General features: G+C 60.8%; 19 protein-coding genes. 15 read left to right on the top strand and 4 right to left on the bottom strand.

What is annotated here, in order from left to right:
* The first annotated feature begins 101 nt into the window (after positions 1-101).
* Positions 102-1,148, top strand: a complete 1,047-nt coding sequence (gene moaA, locus ACSQ9D_RS08630) for a GTP 3',8-cyclase MoaA (protein WP_436281882.1) — start codon at positions 102-104, stop codon at positions 1,146-1,148.
* 21 nt (positions 1,149-1,169) lie between these two features.
* Here the strand turns inward: moaA and ACSQ9D_RS08635 are convergent, their stop codons facing one another.
* Entirely contained in the window at positions 1,170-1,940 is a 771-nt protein-coding gene (locus ACSQ9D_RS08635) for an SDR family oxidoreductase (protein WP_436281883.1), read from the bottom strand.
* 201 nt (positions 1,941-2,141) lie between these two features.
* Here ACSQ9D_RS08635 and ACSQ9D_RS08640 point away from each other — a divergent pair, with 201 nt between their 5' ends.
* The 4 genes from ACSQ9D_RS08640 to ACSQ9D_RS08655 are packed head-to-tail and all read left to right on the top strand — an operon-like array spanning position 2,142 to position 5,016.
* Positions 2,142-3,050 (top strand): DMT family transporter, encoded by a 909-nt coding sequence (locus ACSQ9D_RS08640; RefSeq protein WP_436281884.1) that lies wholly within the window; start codon positions 2,142-2,144, stop codon positions 3,048-3,050.
* Between the two features lie 7 nt (positions 3,051-3,057).
* Positions 3,058-3,690 carry a molybdenum cofactor guanylyltransferase MobA gene (mobA, locus tag ACSQ9D_RS08645; protein ID WP_436281885.1) on the top strand — a complete coding sequence of 211 codons (633 nt, stop codon included), beginning with the start codon at positions 3,058-3,060 and terminating at the stop codon, positions 3,688-3,690.
* Complete coding sequence (gene mobB, locus ACSQ9D_RS08650) at positions 3,690-4,205, top strand: molybdopterin-guanine dinucleotide biosynthesis protein B (protein ID WP_436281886.1); 516 nt, start codon at positions 3,690-3,692, stop codon at positions 4,203-4,205. The genes mobA and mobB overlap by 1 nt, the downstream gene beginning before the upstream one ends.
* Before the next feature lie 22 nt (positions 4,206-4,227).
* On the top strand, positions 4,228-5,016 hold the full coding sequence (locus tag ACSQ9D_RS08655; protein WP_436281887.1) for an N-acetyltransferase family protein: 789 nt from the start codon (positions 4,228-4,230) through the stop codon (positions 5,014-5,016).
* 76 nt (positions 5,017-5,092) lie between these two features.
* On the opposite strand, the gene ACSQ9D_RS08660 is transcribed toward ACSQ9D_RS08655, so the two are convergent.
* Positions 5,093-7,330: an OmpA family protein gene (locus tag ACSQ9D_RS08660; RefSeq protein WP_436281888.1), complete on the bottom strand. Its 2,238-nt coding sequence runs from the start codon at positions 7,328-7,330 to the stop codon at positions 5,093-5,095.
* Between the two features lie 325 nt (positions 7,331-7,655).
* Between ACSQ9D_RS08660 and ACSQ9D_RS08665 the strand changes: the two genes are divergently transcribed.
* From ACSQ9D_RS08665 to ACSQ9D_RS08680, 4 genes are all read left to right on the top strand, one after another.
* On the top strand, positions 7,656-8,432 hold the full coding sequence (locus tag ACSQ9D_RS08665) for an ABC transporter substrate-binding protein (protein ID WP_024312821.1): 777 nt from the start codon (positions 7,656-7,658) through the stop codon (positions 8,430-8,432).
* A 113-nt stretch (positions 8,433-8,545) separates the two neighbouring features.
* On the top strand, positions 8,546-9,349 hold the full coding sequence (locus tag ACSQ9D_RS08670) for an ABC transporter permease (protein ID WP_037119297.1): 804 nt from the start codon (positions 8,546-8,548) through the stop codon (positions 9,347-9,349).
* Positions 9,346-10,176 (top strand): ABC transporter permease, encoded by an 831-nt coding sequence (locus ACSQ9D_RS08675; protein ID WP_436281889.1) that lies wholly within the window; start codon positions 9,346-9,348, stop codon positions 10,174-10,176. The genes ACSQ9D_RS08670 and ACSQ9D_RS08675 overlap by 4 nt, the downstream gene beginning before the upstream one ends.
* A 158-nt stretch (positions 10,177-10,334) precedes the next feature.
* A complete protein-coding gene (locus tag ACSQ9D_RS08680) occupies positions 10,335-10,601 on the top strand; it encodes an usg protein (RefSeq protein ID WP_436281890.1) in 267 nt (88 codons plus the stop codon).
* A gap of 15 nt (positions 10,602-10,616) precedes the next feature.
* Here the strand turns inward: ACSQ9D_RS08680 and ACSQ9D_RS08685 are convergent, their stop codons facing one another.
* Positions 10,617-11,339: a DUF2270 domain-containing protein gene (locus ACSQ9D_RS08685; protein WP_436281891.1), complete on the bottom strand. Its 723-nt coding sequence runs from the start codon at positions 11,337-11,339 to the stop codon at positions 10,617-10,619.
* Between the two features lie 125 nt (positions 11,340-11,464).
* On the opposite strand from ACSQ9D_RS08685, the gene ACSQ9D_RS08690 reads away from it, so the two are divergent.
* The 5 genes from ACSQ9D_RS08690 to ACSQ9D_RS08710 all read left to right on the top strand — a co-directional run bounded on the left by ACSQ9D_RS08690 (position 11,465) and on the right by ACSQ9D_RS08710 (position 14,459).
* Positions 11,465-12,280, top strand: coding sequence for a methyltransferase domain-containing protein (locus ACSQ9D_RS08690; protein WP_436281892.1), 816 nt, complete (start codon positions 11,465-11,467; stop codon positions 12,278-12,280).
* A gap of 435 nt (positions 12,281-12,715) precedes the next feature.
* The gene (locus ACSQ9D_RS08695; protein WP_436281893.1) at positions 12,716-13,399 is read left to right on the top strand and encodes a glutathione S-transferase family protein; all 684 of its coding nucleotides are present in this window, start codon (positions 12,716-12,718) and stop codon (positions 13,397-13,399) included.
* The gene (locus ACSQ9D_RS08700) at positions 13,396-13,728 is read left to right on the top strand and encodes an ArsR/SmtB family transcription factor (RefSeq protein ID WP_436281894.1); all 333 of its coding nucleotides are present in this window, start codon (positions 13,396-13,398) and stop codon (positions 13,726-13,728) included. The genes ACSQ9D_RS08695 and ACSQ9D_RS08700 overlap by 4 nt, the downstream gene beginning before the upstream one ends.
* 8 nt (positions 13,729-13,736) lie before the next feature.
* Entirely contained in the window at positions 13,737-14,213 is a 477-nt protein-coding gene (locus ACSQ9D_RS08705; protein ID WP_436281895.1) for an SRPBCC family protein, read from the top strand.
* Between the two features lie 63 nt (positions 14,214-14,276).
* Positions 14,277-14,459: a hypothetical protein gene (locus ACSQ9D_RS08710; protein ID WP_436281896.1), complete on the top strand. Its 183-nt coding sequence runs from the start codon at positions 14,277-14,279 to the stop codon at positions 14,457-14,459.
* A gap of 46 nt (positions 14,460-14,505) precedes the next feature.
* On the opposite strand, the gene ACSQ9D_RS08715 is transcribed toward ACSQ9D_RS08710, so the two are convergent.
* Positions 14,506-15,321 carry a class I SAM-dependent methyltransferase gene (locus ACSQ9D_RS08715; RefSeq protein WP_436283795.1) on the bottom strand — a complete coding sequence of 272 codons (816 nt, stop codon included), beginning with the start codon at positions 15,319-15,321 and terminating at the stop codon, positions 14,506-14,508.
* A gap of 111 nt (positions 15,322-15,432) precedes the next feature.
* Here ACSQ9D_RS08715 and ACSQ9D_RS08720 point away from each other — a divergent pair, with 111 nt between their 5' ends.
* Entirely contained in the window at positions 15,433-16,566 is a 1,134-nt protein-coding gene (locus ACSQ9D_RS08720; RefSeq protein ID WP_436281897.1) for an ABC transporter substrate-binding protein, read from the top strand.
* The last annotated feature ends 67 nt before the right edge of the window (positions 16,567-16,633 follow it).

The raw sequence follows: 16,633 nt of genomic DNA on the forward strand, positions 1-16,633 counted from the left end.
ATGCAGCGTGGCGAGGCAAGTTCAATTTGCCGTGCCCAAGAAGCGTTTCCCTTGACGCGGCAATAGCCTATACGCACATTAGTAGCATTGCGGAGGCATTCGTGAACAGCAACGTCGGAACGACAGGCAGCGCATCGCCACTGGTCGCAGAGGCAAAACCGATGATCGACCCGTTCAAGCGGGCCGTGACGTATCTGCGGGTGTCCGTCACCGACCGCTGCGATTTCCGCTGCACCTATTGCATGGCCGAACACATGACCTTCCTGCCGAAGCAGGAGCTTTTGACGCTCGAAGAACTCCACCGGCTCTGTTCCGTCTTCATCGCGAAAGGTGTGCGCAAGCTGCGGCTCACCGGCGGCGAACCGCTGGTGCGCAAGAACATCATGTATCTGGTGCGTGAACTCGGCAAGCAGATCGGCTCCGGCCTCGACGAGCTGACGCTGACCACCAACGGTTCGCAGCTTGCCCGCTTCGCCGACGAGCTCTATGATTGCGGCGTGCGCCGCATCAACGTCTCCCTCGATACGCTTGATCCCGACAAGTTCCGCCAGATCACCCGCTGGGGCGACTTCCACAAGGTGATGGAAGGCATCGAGGCGGCACAGAAAGCCGGCCTCAAGGTCAAGCTCAATGCGGTGGCGCTCAAGGACTTCAACGACGTCGAAATGCCCGAGATGATCCGCTTCGCGCATGGTCGCGGCATGGATCTGACCGTCATCGAAACCATGCCGATGGGTGAAATCGAGGAAGACCGCACCGATCGCTACCTGCCGCTGTCGAAGCTGCGCGCCGATCTCGAACGCCAGTTCACCTTCTCCGAGATCGCCTACCGCACCGGCGGCCCGGCCCGCTATGTCGAAGTCAGGGAGACCGGCGGCCGGCTGGGCTTTATCACGCCGATGACGCATAACTTCTGCGAAAGCTGCAATCGCGTGCGGCTGACCTGCACCGGCACGCTCTATATGTGCCTCGGACAGAACGACGCCGCCGATCTGCGCGCTGCCGTGCGCGCCACACCAGACGACGGGTTTCTCTATGCCGCGATCGACGAGGCGATCTCGCGCAAGCCGAAAGGCCACGACTTCATCATCGACCGCACCCATAATCGACCCGCCGTTGCCCGCCACATGAGCGTCACCGGCGGGTGACGCTCGCTGGATTTGGGCGAACTACGTCCGGTTGATCGACACCCCGCCATCCGCCAGCATGGCCGTTCCCGTGACGAAGCTCGCCATATCGGATCCGAGGAAGAGCGCCGCCTTGGCGATCTCCTCTGGCTGCGCCAGGCGTTTCAGCGCATGCAGGCCGTGGATGAAGGCGACGAGTTCGCTATCGGGATTCTCGAAGTTGGCCGGATTCATCGCCGTATCAGTGCCGCCGGGCAACAGCGCGTTGACGCGGATGTTCTTCGCACCGAGCTCCGCCGCAAGCACCTGGACAAGACCGGTCAGTCCCGCCTTACTGGCTGCATAGGCACCCATGCCGGGCATCCCCGCCGTATGGCCGACGAACGTCGAGGTAAAGACGATCGATCCGCCGCCGCGCTCGATCATCGCAGGGACCTGGTATTTCGCCGCAAGGAAGGCACTCGTCAGGTTGACCGCAAGCATCTCGTTCCAGGCATCGAGCGACAGTTCGGCCACGGGTGCGGATTGGCCCGCGCTGCCGGCATTGTTAAAGGCGACGTCTAGACCGCCGAAGCGTTGCAACGCCACCTCGACCAGCCGCCGGTTCACGGCCTCCTCGCGCACGTCGCCCGCGACCGCGACCGCCTCGCCGCCTGCATCCCCGATCTCTTCCACCAGCATGCCGAGTTCGGCCTCGCGCCGCGCCGCCACGACCAGTACCGCACCTTCCGCGGCGAAGAGCTTGGCCGCGGCCCGGCCGATACCGGAACTCGCGCCTGTTATGATCGCAACCTTGCCATCCAGATATCTCATATCGGAACCTCCGCTTGTTGTTGGCGGCATTCCAAATCTCAGAGATCGGGGCTGGCAGCCACCCGTTTCCTGCAGTGTCGGCACGCATCGCCTGCATTATTGTGCACTGCGCCATCGAATTATGTCAGGTGTGGCTTTCGTTCGATTCCCATCCCGCCTGGCACCCTCTAAAAGGACGTGTACGAGAATCGGAATATCGACATGCCGCGGTCCCGCAATGCCCAGGGCGCCATCTACATGAGTTCGGCCATGGCCGGATTTTCCTGCAGCGACGCACTTTCCAAATCAGTCATCGCCTACATGAATGCCGGCCAGATCATGTGCCTGCGCGGCCTTTTCACCAGCATCTTCGTCTACGTCATCGCGCGCTACATGGGCGCATTGCGGTCGTGGCGCATGGTGCTCGAGCCGATGGTCATCGTCCGCGTCATTTGCGAGATCTTGGCAGCCGTTACTTACATTACTGCGCTTGGAATGATGCCGATCGCGAATGCTTCAGCCATCCTGCAATCGCTGCCGCTGGTCGTGACCTTCGGCGCGGCGCTGTTCTTCTCGGAACCAGTCGGCTGGCGTCGCTGGTCGGCGATTCTCGTGGGGCTGTTTGGTGTACTGATCATCATTCGACCGGGACCGGACGGCTTCACGGCCGCCGCACTCCTCTGCGTCGGCAGCGTGCTCACCACGGCCGGCCGCGACCTCGCCACGCGCGGCATCGGCCCGGAGATCCCGTCGCTGATGATCACCGTCGTCACCGCCGTCTCCGTGACGATCGTCGGCGCCTTGCTGACGCCGCTGCTTGGCGGATGGCAGTCGGTTAGCCTTGCATCGCTTTCCCATCTGTTACTCGCGGCCATTCTCGTCCTGATCGGCTACCAGTCCGTGATCATGGCGATGCGAACGGGCGAAATCTCCTTCGTGGCGCCGTTCCGCTACACGAGCCTGATCTTCTCGACATTGCTGGGCTTCGTCTTCTTTGCGGAACTCCCTGATCTTTGGACACTCACCGGTGCTGCAGTCGTCATCGCGTCCGGCCTCTACACGTTCTATCGTGAGGCCAAGCGCCATGTACCGCCGGTCGCCCAAGAGTCCGAGCCGAGAACACCTGTCTGAGGCAACCATGAACGATTTTTCGCTGGATAGATCCAATATACCGGGCGTCGTCCTGGCCGGCGGGCGCTCCTCGCGGATGGGCCGCGACAAAGCCTCCGTGCAGCTCAGCGGCCGCACCTTGCTGGAGCGTGTCGTCGAACAGCTTCAGCCGCAGGTAAGCATCCTTTCCGTCAACGCCGACGCGACGCCGGAAAATTGCCGCCACCTGTTCATTCCTGATATAGTTCCCGGCAAAGCGGGACCGATGGCCGGCATCCATGCCGCGATGGCCTATGGCGCGACGCTCGGAGGTGTTACGCACGTGGTCACGGTATCCGTCGACAGTCCATTCTTTCCCCGCGACCTGGTGGACTGGCTCGCCGCCGCCATCGATGCGCCCGAGAAAATTGCCATCGCAGCCACGGAAGGCCGCAGTCATCCCGTGTTTGGCTTGTGGCCGGTCAAGCTTGCCGATGATCTGGAAGCCTGGATCGCCACGGACGAAAAACGCCGCGTGCGGGACTTCCTCTTACGGCATGACGTTACGGAAGTTGCCTTTCCGCTGCGGCCGACGCGCGCGAGCCTTCTCGATCCGTTTTTCAACGTCAACACGCCCGACGATCTCGCCGAGGCGGAACGCTGGCTGAAGGTGCTCGTCTGATGGAAAAACCGAAAGTCTTTGGCATCGCAGGCTGGAAGAACTCCGGCAAGACCGGCCTGGCCGTCCGCCTCGTCGAGGAGTTTACCCGCCGCGGCTACAACATTTCGACGATCAAGCACGCCCATCATGATTTCGACATCGACAAGGTCGGTGCCGATAGCTACCGCCACCGGCAGGCCGGCGCACACGAAGTCATTATCGTATCCGGCACGCGGTACGCCATCATGCACGAGTTGCGCGGCGCCCCCGAGCCTACATTCGAAGAGATCCTTGGCCGGATTGCGCCCTGCGACCTCGTATTGATCGAGGGCTACAAGCGCGAACCGATCCCAAAGATTGAGGCCCGGCGGCTGGAAGCAGCCGACCAGGAACCTCTTGCGCCGACCGATCCCTTCATCGCCGCCATTGCGGCCGATCACCCGATTGCCGAAGCCTTTCTGCCGGTCTTCAATCTCGATGATACGCAGGCGATCGCAGACTTCATTTCGGGAATGGTGGAACTACCTGCAAAGTAGGAAAGCTTGTTGCGAGGGAGCAATGAACTACTACGGCACCGAAAAACAGCAGCGACTGCAGCGTCAGTCCGACCAGGCACAGGCGAGGATTGCCGCCACACCCGGCCTCGTGCAAGCGGGTCGGTTCTTCTCGTTCGACGATTTCGACCGCATCGACTGGGCCTTTGTCGATGAGCGCCTCGCCAAGGATGGTGTCTTCGGTTTTCGCATGATGCCGGCGAAGCGCATCGAAGACATCCGTCAGAGGCTCGGATCGTCCTACCGGGTTGACGTGTGGACCGTCTTTAGGGCGGACCGCATGACGGCAGTCGCCACTTGCACCCCGATCCGGGCGGCCGGCCTACCCGACAGGCTAACCTTTCTCGACGTTTTGGCCCGTCCCGAGGACGAGACGGTTCGGCGCATTCAGCTCTGCATGGCGGACAATGGCATCGCGCCATTCTCCGCCGACATGCTCCTTGGCAAGATCGTGCCTGCTGTGACGGTCGCCGTCGCAGACGAGGATGGCAATATCGTCGCCACGGCTCACGCGACCCTGCCCTTCAATACCCACAGCAGCTATCGTGGCGTCGCCTGGGTCGGCTTGATAACGGTCACAGCAGATCAGCGTGGAAAAGGGCTCGGCCGGGTTGTCAACGCTGTGGCGATTATGGCCGCATTCGAAAAGCTGGGCGCAGACGAAGTGGTTGAGTTCGTGCACGCCGACAATACAGCTTCGCGCCGCATGATTGGCTCCTGCGGCCTGCGGCTCGATCCGGCAATCCTTTGCTGCCTCGCAACACCGATCGTTGACGCCCGCTTTACGACCTAGAGCTTCGGTCGCTGCCCACGTCCGCAAAAGAAGCCGCCGGTCTCCCGGCGGCTCTCGATCAGTTCTGGCGGTCGGCTCAGTTGCGTGAGGCGACCGGGCGTACGAGTGCCGTCACGCGACGGATGGTGACGCGGCGGTTTTCCTGGTTCGGCCCCTGCGTGTTGACCTTGAGGTAACGCTCGCCGTAGCCCTGCGTCGCCAGGTTTTCAGGCGGGATGCCGTAAACGTCGGTCATGACGTTCGCCACCGATTCCGCGCGCTGGTCCGACAGGACAAGGTTGCTCTGGTCGGAGCCGACAGAATCCGTGTGACCTTCGATCAGGAAGGTTTCCGACGGATCCTTGCGCAGCACCTCGTTGATCGCATCGGCAACCTTGCGCAGGCTGCGCGCCTGGCTCATCGGGATCTCGGCACTACCCGTCGCAAAAGTGATCGTATCGAGGTCGATACGGCGAACCTTGTCGCGGATGCGCGCCGAGTACTTCACCTCATCCAGCGAGTAGACACGCTCCACAGGCTCGACCGGCGGCTCGCGCAGGAAGTCATAGTAGTCGCGGTCGTCATCGCTGCTCGTGTCCATGATGTAGTCATCAAGCGGAATGCGCAGGCGCATCGGCGGCAGATCGCGACCCGGATCCTCGAAGTAGCCGCGGTCCGGATCCTGGTAGAGATCCGGCGAATAGTAGAGCACCGACTCGCGCCCCCGATTGTCTACGCGCGACCGCTGAATGAGGTCGCCATAGCGGTTGCGGATCGTCACGATCTGATAGCCGTCACGGTCGATCGTCTCGCGGTAGCGGTCCCGCGGCAGCTGCTCGTAGATCGGACGCTCGCCGTCACGTAGGAAGCGCCGGTCGTCATCACCGCGAATGATCGTCTGGTTGTTGATCTGGATGATCACGCGATTGTCGTCGCCGCGCTCGCCGAAGCGTGCACCTTCCGGCCGCTCGAACTGCGGACGGCTGTCGAGGCGTCGGCCTTCCTCGCTGGTGACGGCTTCGATCCTGATCGGCGCGGCCTTGGCGCCTTCGGTTACGATCTGGGCGTCAGCATCGGATTTCGGAACGCGGAAATTCTGCTCCTGGCCACGCTGCCTGTCGCGATCGCGACGGGACTGGATGCCACCGGAGCGATCGGCGTCCTTGTCGCTATCGAGAACGGCGGCACCGTTTTCAACAGGCAGAACGACGGTTTCCGTGCTCTTGCTCGGATCCGCGGCAATTGCCTTGCGACGCTCGAGTTCCTTGGGCGTGATCGTCTCTGGAGCAGGGATCACCTGTTCGGCCTGACCCGTTGCCGGCTGATCGGTCGGTGCTCCGTTCGGCTGCGCCGGGATCTGCTCGCCCTGCTGCTGGGCAGGCGCCTGCTCACCCTGCTGAGGTACTGGGACCTGTTTGCCCTGCTGTTGGGCCGGCTGCGCACCGCCAGGCTGGGCCTCTGTCGCCGGTTCCTGTGCCGGAACGGGCGGCTTCTCGGGAGCCGGGGAACCCTGTGGAACCGGGGTCTGTTCCGCTGCCGGCTTCTGCGTTTCCTGCTGCTGCGCGTCAGCGGCGGCCGGCTTCCTACGTGGCTTTACCGGCTGCTCGGAGCCTTCGGTCGCCTGCTGCTTGCTTCCCTTACCCTTGGGCTGCGACTCTTCACCCTGCGGCTGAGCTTGTTCCTGCTGCGGGGCGGCCTGTTCCTGCTGCGGGGCGGCCTGTTCCGTCTGAGGTTGCGGCGCGGCCCCCTCCAGCGATTGTTGCTTGTCGCGCTTACGACGCGGCTTTTCCTGGTTCTCCGCCGGCTGCTGTTCCGGTGCGGGAGCTACCTGCTCCTGCGGCACGGCAGGCTCCGCCTGTTCGGCGGCGGGCTGCCGTTTCTTGCGCGGTTTTTCGGCGGGAACTTCTTCTTGTAGCTGCTGAGACTGCTGCTCGGCCGCAGGCTCCTGCTGACGGCGGGGCTTCTCTGCCGGTGCTTCCTGTTGCGCGGGCTGCGCCTCGGCTGCTGGCTCACGCTGCTTGCGGGGCTTTTCGGCGGGCGCTTCCTGCTGCTGCTGCGGTTGCGCGGCAGGCGCCGCCTGCTGTGGGGGCTGCTCCTGGGCCGCCGGCGCCTGTTCCTCGCCGCCGCCGCCGTGCTGCTTATGCCGCTTCTTCAGAAGCTCTTCGTCGGAGGGGGCATCCTGCGCGACCTCGAAGCTGCCCGCGACCGCTTGCGGCGCTGTGCGAACCTGATCAACGCTGACAACTGCGGCAAAGGAATGCACTGGAGGCATTACGAGCGACAGTGACAACAGCGGAAAGGCGGCACTGGCAAACAATCTCGATTTCATACCCATAGGGGCTCCTCGTTGACTTTTATGCTTTTTGAGACGCGGTCGTGGCCACGTCCGATTTTGGGGCACTCACCCGCGGCGACAACCGCGCGAGGACTGCATTCGTTCCACGAGTCTTAGGAACTGGACTATTAACCCGGTATGAATGTGGCAGTGCGGCATTGTTCATCTTCGCCATAGTTGGCTGTCCCCCGCGCCCCTGCGATTCCAGTTGCAATTCCGCTGAAAAAGGTTTGATTATCGCGCCAAGGCAGTGTCCGCACCGCCCCAATTCCGCCTCCGTCGCAAAAGAAAAACACGAACGGCGGCACCAAAAGAGAGGACTAACATGCGTATCTCCACCCGTATTCTCGCCGCCGCTTCCGTCGCCGCGATGTCTCTTTTCGCAGGCGCCGCGATGGCTGATGGCGAGAAGTATGTCATCGGCACGGACTCGACTTATCCGCCCTTCGAATATGTTGACGCCAGCGGCCAGTTCCTGGGCTTCGACATGGACATCGCCCGCGCGCTCTGCGCCGAGATGAAGGCCGAGTGCACCATCGTCAGCAGCGACTGGGACGGCATCATTCCCGCGCTGCAGGCCAAGAAGTTCGACATGATCATCTCGTCGATGTCGATCACGCCGGAGCGCTCGAAGCTCGTCGACTTCACGAACAAGTACTACAACACCCCGCCGGCGATTGCCGTACCGAAGGATTCGACCGTCACTGACGTTGCCGGCCTGAAGGGCAAGACGATCGGCGCACAGACCTCCACCACCCACTCGAACTATGCTGAAAAGCACCTGCCCGATACCGAGCTGAAGCTCTATCCGACAGCAGACGAGTACAAGCTCGACATCACGAATGGCCGCGTCGACGCTGTCATCGATGACATCGTCGTTCTGTCGCAGTGGGTCAAGTCGGATGCCGGCGCATGCTGCAAGATCCTGACGCCCCTGCCAGTCGACAAGGAAATCAACGGCGTTGGTGCAGGCATTGCCGTCCGCAAGGGTGACGACGCGCTGCGCGAAAAGCTGAACACGGCGATCGCTGCGATCCGCACCAGCGGTGAATACAAGAAGATCCAGGACAAGTACTTCGACTTCGACGTTTACGGCCAATAAGAAAAGCTGTAGGTCGCTCATAAAGCTGATGGCGGAAGGCTTGCTCTTCCGCCATTTTTGTTTGACAAGAATGGAAAGATCAAAGCGGTACAAACCGCGAGGGGAAAACTGGCATGGGCGGATTATTTTCCGCGCTAGGCTCATTCTGGGCCTGGATTGGGTATATCTTCGATCCGCTTTGCGGACCTGCAGGACTCTTCACCTGGTTCGGCCCTTCGACGATCCTGGCCTGTGGCGACACCGGTTGGGGCGATGAGATCGCCGCCGGCCTGAAGGTTACCGTTGCGGTCGCGCTGGTTACCCTGCCAATCGGACTTACCATCGGCTTTCTCGTGGCGCTCGGCCAGCAATCTGAAGAGAAATCGGTTCGTCTGGCCGCCGGCATCTACACCACGATCTTTCGTGGCCTGCCGGAACTGCTGACGCTGTTCATCATCTATTACGGCATGCAGATCCTGATCCAGTCGGTTCTCGCCTCCATGGGCTACGACGGCCGCATCGAAATCAACGCCTTCTTCGCGGGCATGATCGCGCTTTCGGTCGTATTCTCCGCCTATTGCTCGGAAGTGTTGCTGTCGGCTTTCCGCGCCATTCCGAAGGGCCAGTACGAGGCAGGGGACGCGCTGGGCTTTCATCGCGGGCGGACCCTACTCCTGATCGTGCTGCCGCAACTCGTGCGCATCGCCCTTCCCGGCTTGGTGAACCTCTGGATGATCCTGCTCAAGGATACGTCCTACGTCTCGATCATCGGCCTTGCCGATATCCTACGGCAGACCGGCGTCGCCGTTAAGGTCACGAAGCAGGCGTTCCTGTTCTATACCGTCGCCTGCGCTCTCTATCTCGGCCTTGCCGTCATATCCTCCTTCGGCCTCAGCTACATCGAGCGGTGGGCCAAGCGGTCGGAGATCAGCCGATGAGCCACGCCCAGACGCTCATTCCGGCGCAGCCGGCGCCGAAGCAAGCGCACAAGCCGATCACCGCGACGCGCATCACCGGCTACGTCGTCGTCGCCCTCTGGATCGTCCTTGCCGCCGCCCTGATCGCGATGGTCGTAAGCGGCTGGGATCCCGAGAAGTTCACCCGCTACGGCCCTCGCTATTTGCATGGCCTGTACACGACGATCGCGCTGGTGGCGATCTCGGTGGTCTTCGGAGCGATCCTGTCGTTGCCGCTGGCCTTTGCCCGCATGTCGAAGAACAGGTTCATCAATGGCATCGCCTACTGCTACGTCTATTTGTTCCGTGGCACGCCGCTGCTGGCCCAGCTCTTTCTCATTTACTATGGCCTGGGCAGTTTCCGTCCACAACTGGAAGCTGTCGGCTTATGGTGGTTCTTCCGCGAAGCCTGGTACTGCGGCCTGTTTGCGATGACCATCAATACCGCCGCCTATCAGGCTGAAATCCTGCGTGGCGCCATCCAGAGCGTTCCGCGCGGCCAGCACGAGGCCGCAGCCTCGCTCGGCATCCACAAGATCATCGCCTTCCGCAAGATCATCCTGCCGCAAGCGCTGATCGTCGCCTTGCGGCCCTACGGCAATGAGATCATCCTGCTGATCAAAGGCTCGGCGGTCGTTGCCATCATCACCGTCCTCGACCTGATGGGTGAAACGCGTTACGCCTTCTCGCGCACCTTCGATTATCAGACCTATCTGTGGGCGGCGATCTTCTATCTCAGCATGGTCGAAGCGCTACGCCATCTCTGGGGCTGGATCGAGCGTCGCCTGACCCGCCACCTGAAACGCTAAGGACTTGGCAGCACTCGCCACAGAGAGCTGCTAACGAATTGAAATTTCAGAATAAATCCATATTCCTCTAGCAATTCGTCAAGCTTCGGTTAAGCATGTCATGGTTCCATTTCAAGGATCGCCGATACGCGATCATTGGAACGAGAAGCGAGACGACGATGCACAAGGACATGGAAAGGCAGCTTCGGGGCTACGGCCTCACGACGGCCCAGATCATCTACCGCATGCCGGATCACCAGATGATCCTTCAGACCTACATCTGGCAGGACTACGATCTTGCTCCGGACTTTCCCGAGATGCGCGGCTTCCTCAAATTCTGGCAGGAAAAGCTCGACGGGCCGCTGCATTCGGTACGCTACATACACCGCAAACTCATCTCGGCGACCGAATGGCGTGCGCTGAAAGGTGAGTTCATCCTAAACTGACCGCGCAGTGGTCGGTCAGACATGAGCCTCCCCTTGGACGAACTCGCCTTCGTCCATCTGGCGATGCAGTGCGCCATATAGAATGCCGAGATAGGCCACCGTGACGATACAGAGCACGGCCAAACCAGGGATCGGGCCAAGCGCCGCGTTGTCGATCACATAGTCCCAGGAATGCGCCTGCGTTAGCGGATTGCCTTCGGTCTGAAGCTTGGGTGTCGTGATCTTCAGGCACCATGCGAGAAGCAGGATGAGGTACATCCAGCAATAGTTTCGGCGCAGTCGGCGCTGCACCGCCCCGCGATAGCTCAGCAGAAATTGCGGCTTGCGCAAACTTTTGGCGATGGCGCCGGCCCAATCGACTTTGGGCTCGCCGTTTGGCGCAAGAATTTGAGCAAAATATCCCCGCTCGAGCTTTCGCACGCGGGCACGGTAAATATCGAAGAAACGGTAGCGGCGCGCCTCGATGAGAAGCAGCAGCGTGATCAGCATCATCCCGAAAAGCAGCACGCCATGGTGAGAAGTCGGTGTCGAGAGAGATACCGAAAGCAGTGCTGCCGCAACCGTGATGGCCCAGTTGGATGTCCGGTCGATGCGATCGCGCCAGCTTATCATTCGGGCGAGCTCGCCACGATAGTAGTGGCTGAGCGTATTCGTGATCTCCCCTGGGCTCGCCGGAAGCGCCGGGCGCGGACTGTCCAACTCCTTATCGAAATTTGCCTTGCTGATTTCGGCGACCATGGCATTTCCTCCATTTTGTTTTTATCCATTAGAGGGATCTTATTCTGCTCCCCGAACGTCGCCATTGCAAAAGGCATTCAGTCGCCGTAGACGCAGCTCTGGAATAAAAACGGTGGTGGATTGCTATGGCCAAGAAGATCGACGAAGACGCGCTTGCGGAAGCCTACGACCGGGCGCTTGCTCTCGAGAAGGCAGGTGATGTCGATGCGGCTGTGAAAGCCTATGAGGAAGTGCTCGCCATCGATCCCGAAGATCATGGGGGCGCAGCCGTCCGGATCGCCTCCATGGGACGCGGCGAAACGCCGACCAAGGCGCCGGATGCCTATGTCGAAACCTTGTTCGACCAGCACGCGGAGGTCTTCGAGGATGTTTTGGTGGAGCAGCTCGGCTACCACGTGCCGATGATGGTCCGCCAGCGCCTGCAGGAGCTCAACCTTGGCCCCTTCAAGCGCATGCTCGACCTCGGCTGCGGCACCGGCCTCACCGGCGGCGCGCTCGGCGATCTCTGTGAGGACATGACGGGCCTCGATATCTCCGAGAACATGGTCGAGATCGCCCACGAAAAAGGGCTCTACGAAACGCTCTTCGTCGCAGAAGTCGAGGACTTCCTGGATGACAATGACGAGGATCCATTCGACCTCATCACCGCGACAGACGTCCTGCCTTATTTAGGCGCGCTCGAACCGCTGTTCTTCGGTGCGGCCGAAAACCTCAATCCGGCTGGCCTTTTCATCTTCTCGTCGGAAGAGCTCCCCGAAGCCGAGGCCAAGGGCCAACCCTACATGGTCGGACCTCATCAGCGTTTCCTTCATTCCGCAGCCTATATCAGCGATCGGCTCGCAGCGACCGGGTTCGAACTCGTTGAGATGAGAGAGATCAACGTGCGCATGCAGGAAGGTCATCCAAGCCCGGGCCATCTGATCATCGCGCGCCTTGGCTGATACCAGCAGCGACGGAATATCCCGTTACATTGCGGGCGTCACTGGATGCAATCGCTGATTGCTGCCCGAACGATCACCGGCAGGCGGAGGCAGCGCCACGGCTGCTGTTCTCCGCCAATCGAAGCAACGACGGTTGATGCGCACTTTGAATGGCCCCCCGAACCATAGCTGCCGACCAGGCGACAACGAATGCGTGGGTGGAACATTTGATGGGATGGATCGGCGATGATCTCCACGTGCGCCGCCGCCGCATCTGGCAGGAAATATCAGATGATCTTGGCAATCGTTCGCAGCGGCTGGACAACGGGCCAGCAATCGCGGCGCCTCCGCCCGCTGATAGTTAGCCATTCGCGCAACTTTTCTATTGAAGACACATCGATGGGCTGATACTTAGCCATTCACGCAAGTTTTCAAACAACGTGAAAGGCTGGCCGCATGTCGCTCTTCCTCCACAGTCATCCGCTTGCATCCTTCTGCCACAAGGTCCTTATTGCGCTTTACGAGAACGCCACACCCTTCGAGGCGGTACATGTCGACCTCGCAAACGAGGCGTCGAGAGCCGCGTTCCTGAGCGTCTCGCCGCTCGGCAAGATGCCGGTGCTGCGCGATGAAGCGCGCGATCGCACGATCCCGGAGACGACAATCATCATCGAGTATCTCGATCGGTACTATCCAGGTGCGAAAGCCCTTGTCCCAAACGATTTCGATAAAGCGCTCGAAGTTAGACTGTGGGATCGTTGCTTCGACCTGCACGTGCAGGAGCCGATGCAGCAGATCGTCGGCGAACGCCTGCGCGGCGGCGGTGATCCAGCCCGCGTGGTCCAGGCCGAGGCGGCCCTTCGGAAAGCCTACGACATGATCGAGCAGCAACTTGGTGACCACCCATGGATCGCCGGGGATAGCTTCACCATGGCCGATTGTGCCGCCGCCCCGGCCCTCTTCTACTCGGAGACTCTTGTGCCCTTCGTGAACCAGCCAAGGCTGCACGGCTACTATAGCAGGCTTCTGGCTCGCCCGTCGTTTGCGCGCGTTCTGGAAGCGGCGCGACCATACTTCAAGTTCTATCCCTATCGCGAGCGGCTGCCTGCTCGCTTCCGACCGGATGAAGCTGCGGAATGATCCACGAACCTGCCGCGCTCGATCAGATGTTCCAGGCGCTGTCGGACCGCAGCCGGCGCGGGATGATCGATCGTCTCGGCCATGGGCCTGCCTCCGTGTCGGATCTCGCAGAGCCTCTGTCGATGGCACTTCCGACTGTTATGAAGCACCTTGCGGTTCTGGAAAAGAGCGGACTCGTCCGCTCGGAAAAGAGCGGCCGTGTGCGGACCTATCGTCTGCAGACGGAGGCGCTGGCGCAGATGGAGCGCTGGCTTGCCGAGCGCAAAGCAAGCTGGAACAGAACCTTCGACCGCCTGGAGCAGTTCCTCGCAGACGACCAACCGGAGTAAAGAACGAGATGACCAAGCATTCCGCCATGCACGAGACATTCGCGATCGGGCGAAAGATGCGGGCGCCCGTCTCGCGCGTCTTTGCTGCCTGGGCCGATCCGGAGGCCAAGCGCCAGTGGTTTGCTTGCCACGACGAATGGGTGTCCCTCGAATATAGCCTAGACTTCCGCGTCGGCGGCCAGGAACGGAACCGCGTTGCCGACAGCGACGGCGTTCCGCACACCTATGAGGCGCGCTACCTCGACATCGTCCCGCAAGCCCGCATCATCTATGCTTACGACATGAAGCTTGGCGAAACACGAATTTCGGCCTCGCTCGCGACAATCACCTTCGAGGCGACACCATCAGGAACAACCATGCTCTTTACGGAGCAAGTCGTCTTCCTCGATGGTTACGCCGACGGTGGCTCGCGTCGGCAGGGAACCGAGATTTTGGTCGATCGCATCCAAGCTTACGTCGAGCGCGACGCCAGCACCGCGCACTAAATATTGGACCGCTTTCATGCTAGATTGGCGTTTCAACAATCCCACGGCTGCAAGTGAGGCGGTATGGCTGCAGAGAAGCGATCTTCACAAGGTGGAACCGCACTAAAGCGGCGGCACAAATTCAATCCCAAGCGCGGCCCCAGACCACAAGTCCTGGCCAATGCCAACCGCACGGTTGTGTGGGCGGCTTCCTTGGTCGTCGTTGCTTTTTTCGTGATCGTCACGGTCAATGCATTGCTGTTCTAGCCGCCTCGAGGATCGCCGCTCGTTGTTGCAGTTCCTTGTGGCCGCCTCAGCCGCCCGGTTTACGTGCACTGATGGCAAAACGATGCTGGATGCCACGTGACAGCGCCTTCAGATAATTCCAGTGCCTCGCCTGGCTCTTATGGATTTCGCGCAGCTTCATGTCGATCGTCATGCCTTCGAAGCCCGCGTCGCCGAGCATGCCCGCGACCAGCTCCGCCCGCGCCCCGCTCGAAAAATGAACGCGCGAAACGATGTCGTTGTGATTTTTCGTCAGCTCCAGTGGTGCATGCTGCGGATCAGCCTTGAGCAACCCGACCCTCTCCATGGTCTTCGCAAGTGCCTTCAGCATCCGTTCCACACGGCCCACATTCACGAAGTCGCCATCGACGATCAGGATCGTTCCGCCGGGCTTCAGGACGCGCATCCATTCGGCAAAAGCCACCTTGGGATCCACGAGCGTCCAGACGAGGTGGCGGGTTATGATGACGTCGTACGTCGCATCGGGTTCCATCGTCGCCTCGACGTCCGCCATCCGAAATGAAATAGACCGTCCCCTCGCCTTTGCCTTTGCGCGCGCCCGCTCGAGCATCGGCTCAGCCCAATCCAACCCGGTGACCCTGAACCCAAGATCGTCCATCAAGTGGGAAATAACGCCGGTGCCGCTTGCAAGGTCGAGGGCCAGCCTGCCGTTGCCCGGCCCCAGATGCTTTAGAATCAGGCGATGCCAGGCAACACGCTCGGGCTCGGAAAAAATCTCGTGCCCGGGAGACAGATCGAAGGTCGCCGCGCGGGCCGACCAGTAAGCCTTGATCTCCTCGCGAAGCCCGTAGTTGTGCCCGCCTGCAATTCCCGTTTCACTCATGCTCATGCCAATCGCTATTTCAGTTTGAAATCGTTCTAATAGATATAACTTGACTGTTTAACTCAGAAAATAATAGACGACGAAAAGTTTTCCACGGGGGTATACTTTTCGATGCGACTTACAGGCAAAACAGCTGCGCTTGCAATGGGTTTTCTCGTCTCCATGGTCCTGCCGGCCCTGGCCGACAAGATCACGGTCAAGGATGTCACCGGCCGTAGCGTCGAAGTGAACGCTCCCGTCAATCACGTGATTCTCGGCGAAGGACGGCAGATCTACTTCCTGGCCGCCCTCGACAAGGAAGCACCCTTCCAGCACGTCGTCGGCTGGCGCGACGACCTGCCCAAGGCCGATCCTGAATCCTACCAGGCCTATCTCACGAAGTATCCCGACATCGCCAAGCTTCCGACCTTCGGCGGCATGAAGGACGGTACCTTCGATATCGAGCAGGCCGTGGCCCTCAAACCCGATGTCATCCTGATGAACGTCGACGCCAAGACAGCAACCGAAGAAGCCGGCTATATCGAGAAGCTCGCCAAGGTAGGCATCCCGCTGGTCTATGTGGATTTCCGCGAAAAGCCGATGGAGAACACCGAGCCCAGCATGCGCATCATGGGTCAATTGATGGGCAAGGAGGCTGTCGCCGAGGACTTCATCAAGTTCCGCGCCGATAGCATCAAGCGCGTGACCGACGTTCTCGAAAAGAGCAACCCGGCCAAGCCGGTCGTCTTCGTGGAGCGCGCCGGCGGCTATTCCGACGATTGCTGCATGTCCTTCGGCGACGAGAACTTCGGCAAGATGGTCGAGATTTCAGGCGGCAAGAACATGGCCAAGGACATCATTCCGGGCACCTTCGGCACGGTCAATCCAGAGCAGATCATCGCCTCCAATCCAGACCAGATCATCATCACCGGCGGCAACTGGGACAAGTACGTGCCCGGCGGCGCTTGGGTCGGCGTCGGCTATGGTTCGGACCTCAAGGAAGCGCACCGCAAGCTCGAGGCCCTGACCAAGCGCCCTGCCTTTACCGGCGTCAAGGCCGTCGAAGACAACAACGTTCACGCCATTTGGCACCAGTTCTACAACAACCCCTACCAGTTCGTGGCAATCCAGGAGATTGCAAAGTGGCTGCATCCGGACCTCTTCGCGGATCTTGACCCCGAGGCAACGTTCAAGGAGTTGCACGCCCGCTTCCTGCCGCTGGAGTACAAGCCGGGTTACTTCGTTTCGTTGAAGGACGACCGGTAGGACGCAGCCGGCATGACCCGAGAGTTCAGCCGGCGCACCGCAGGGCGAGCCGCAAACGTGCGGCTCG

The sequence above is a fragment of the Rhizobium sp. LjRoot258 genome, assembly GCF_964254185.1.
Lineage (GTDB): Bacteria > Pseudomonadota > Alphaproteobacteria > Rhizobiales > Rhizobiaceae > Rhizobium.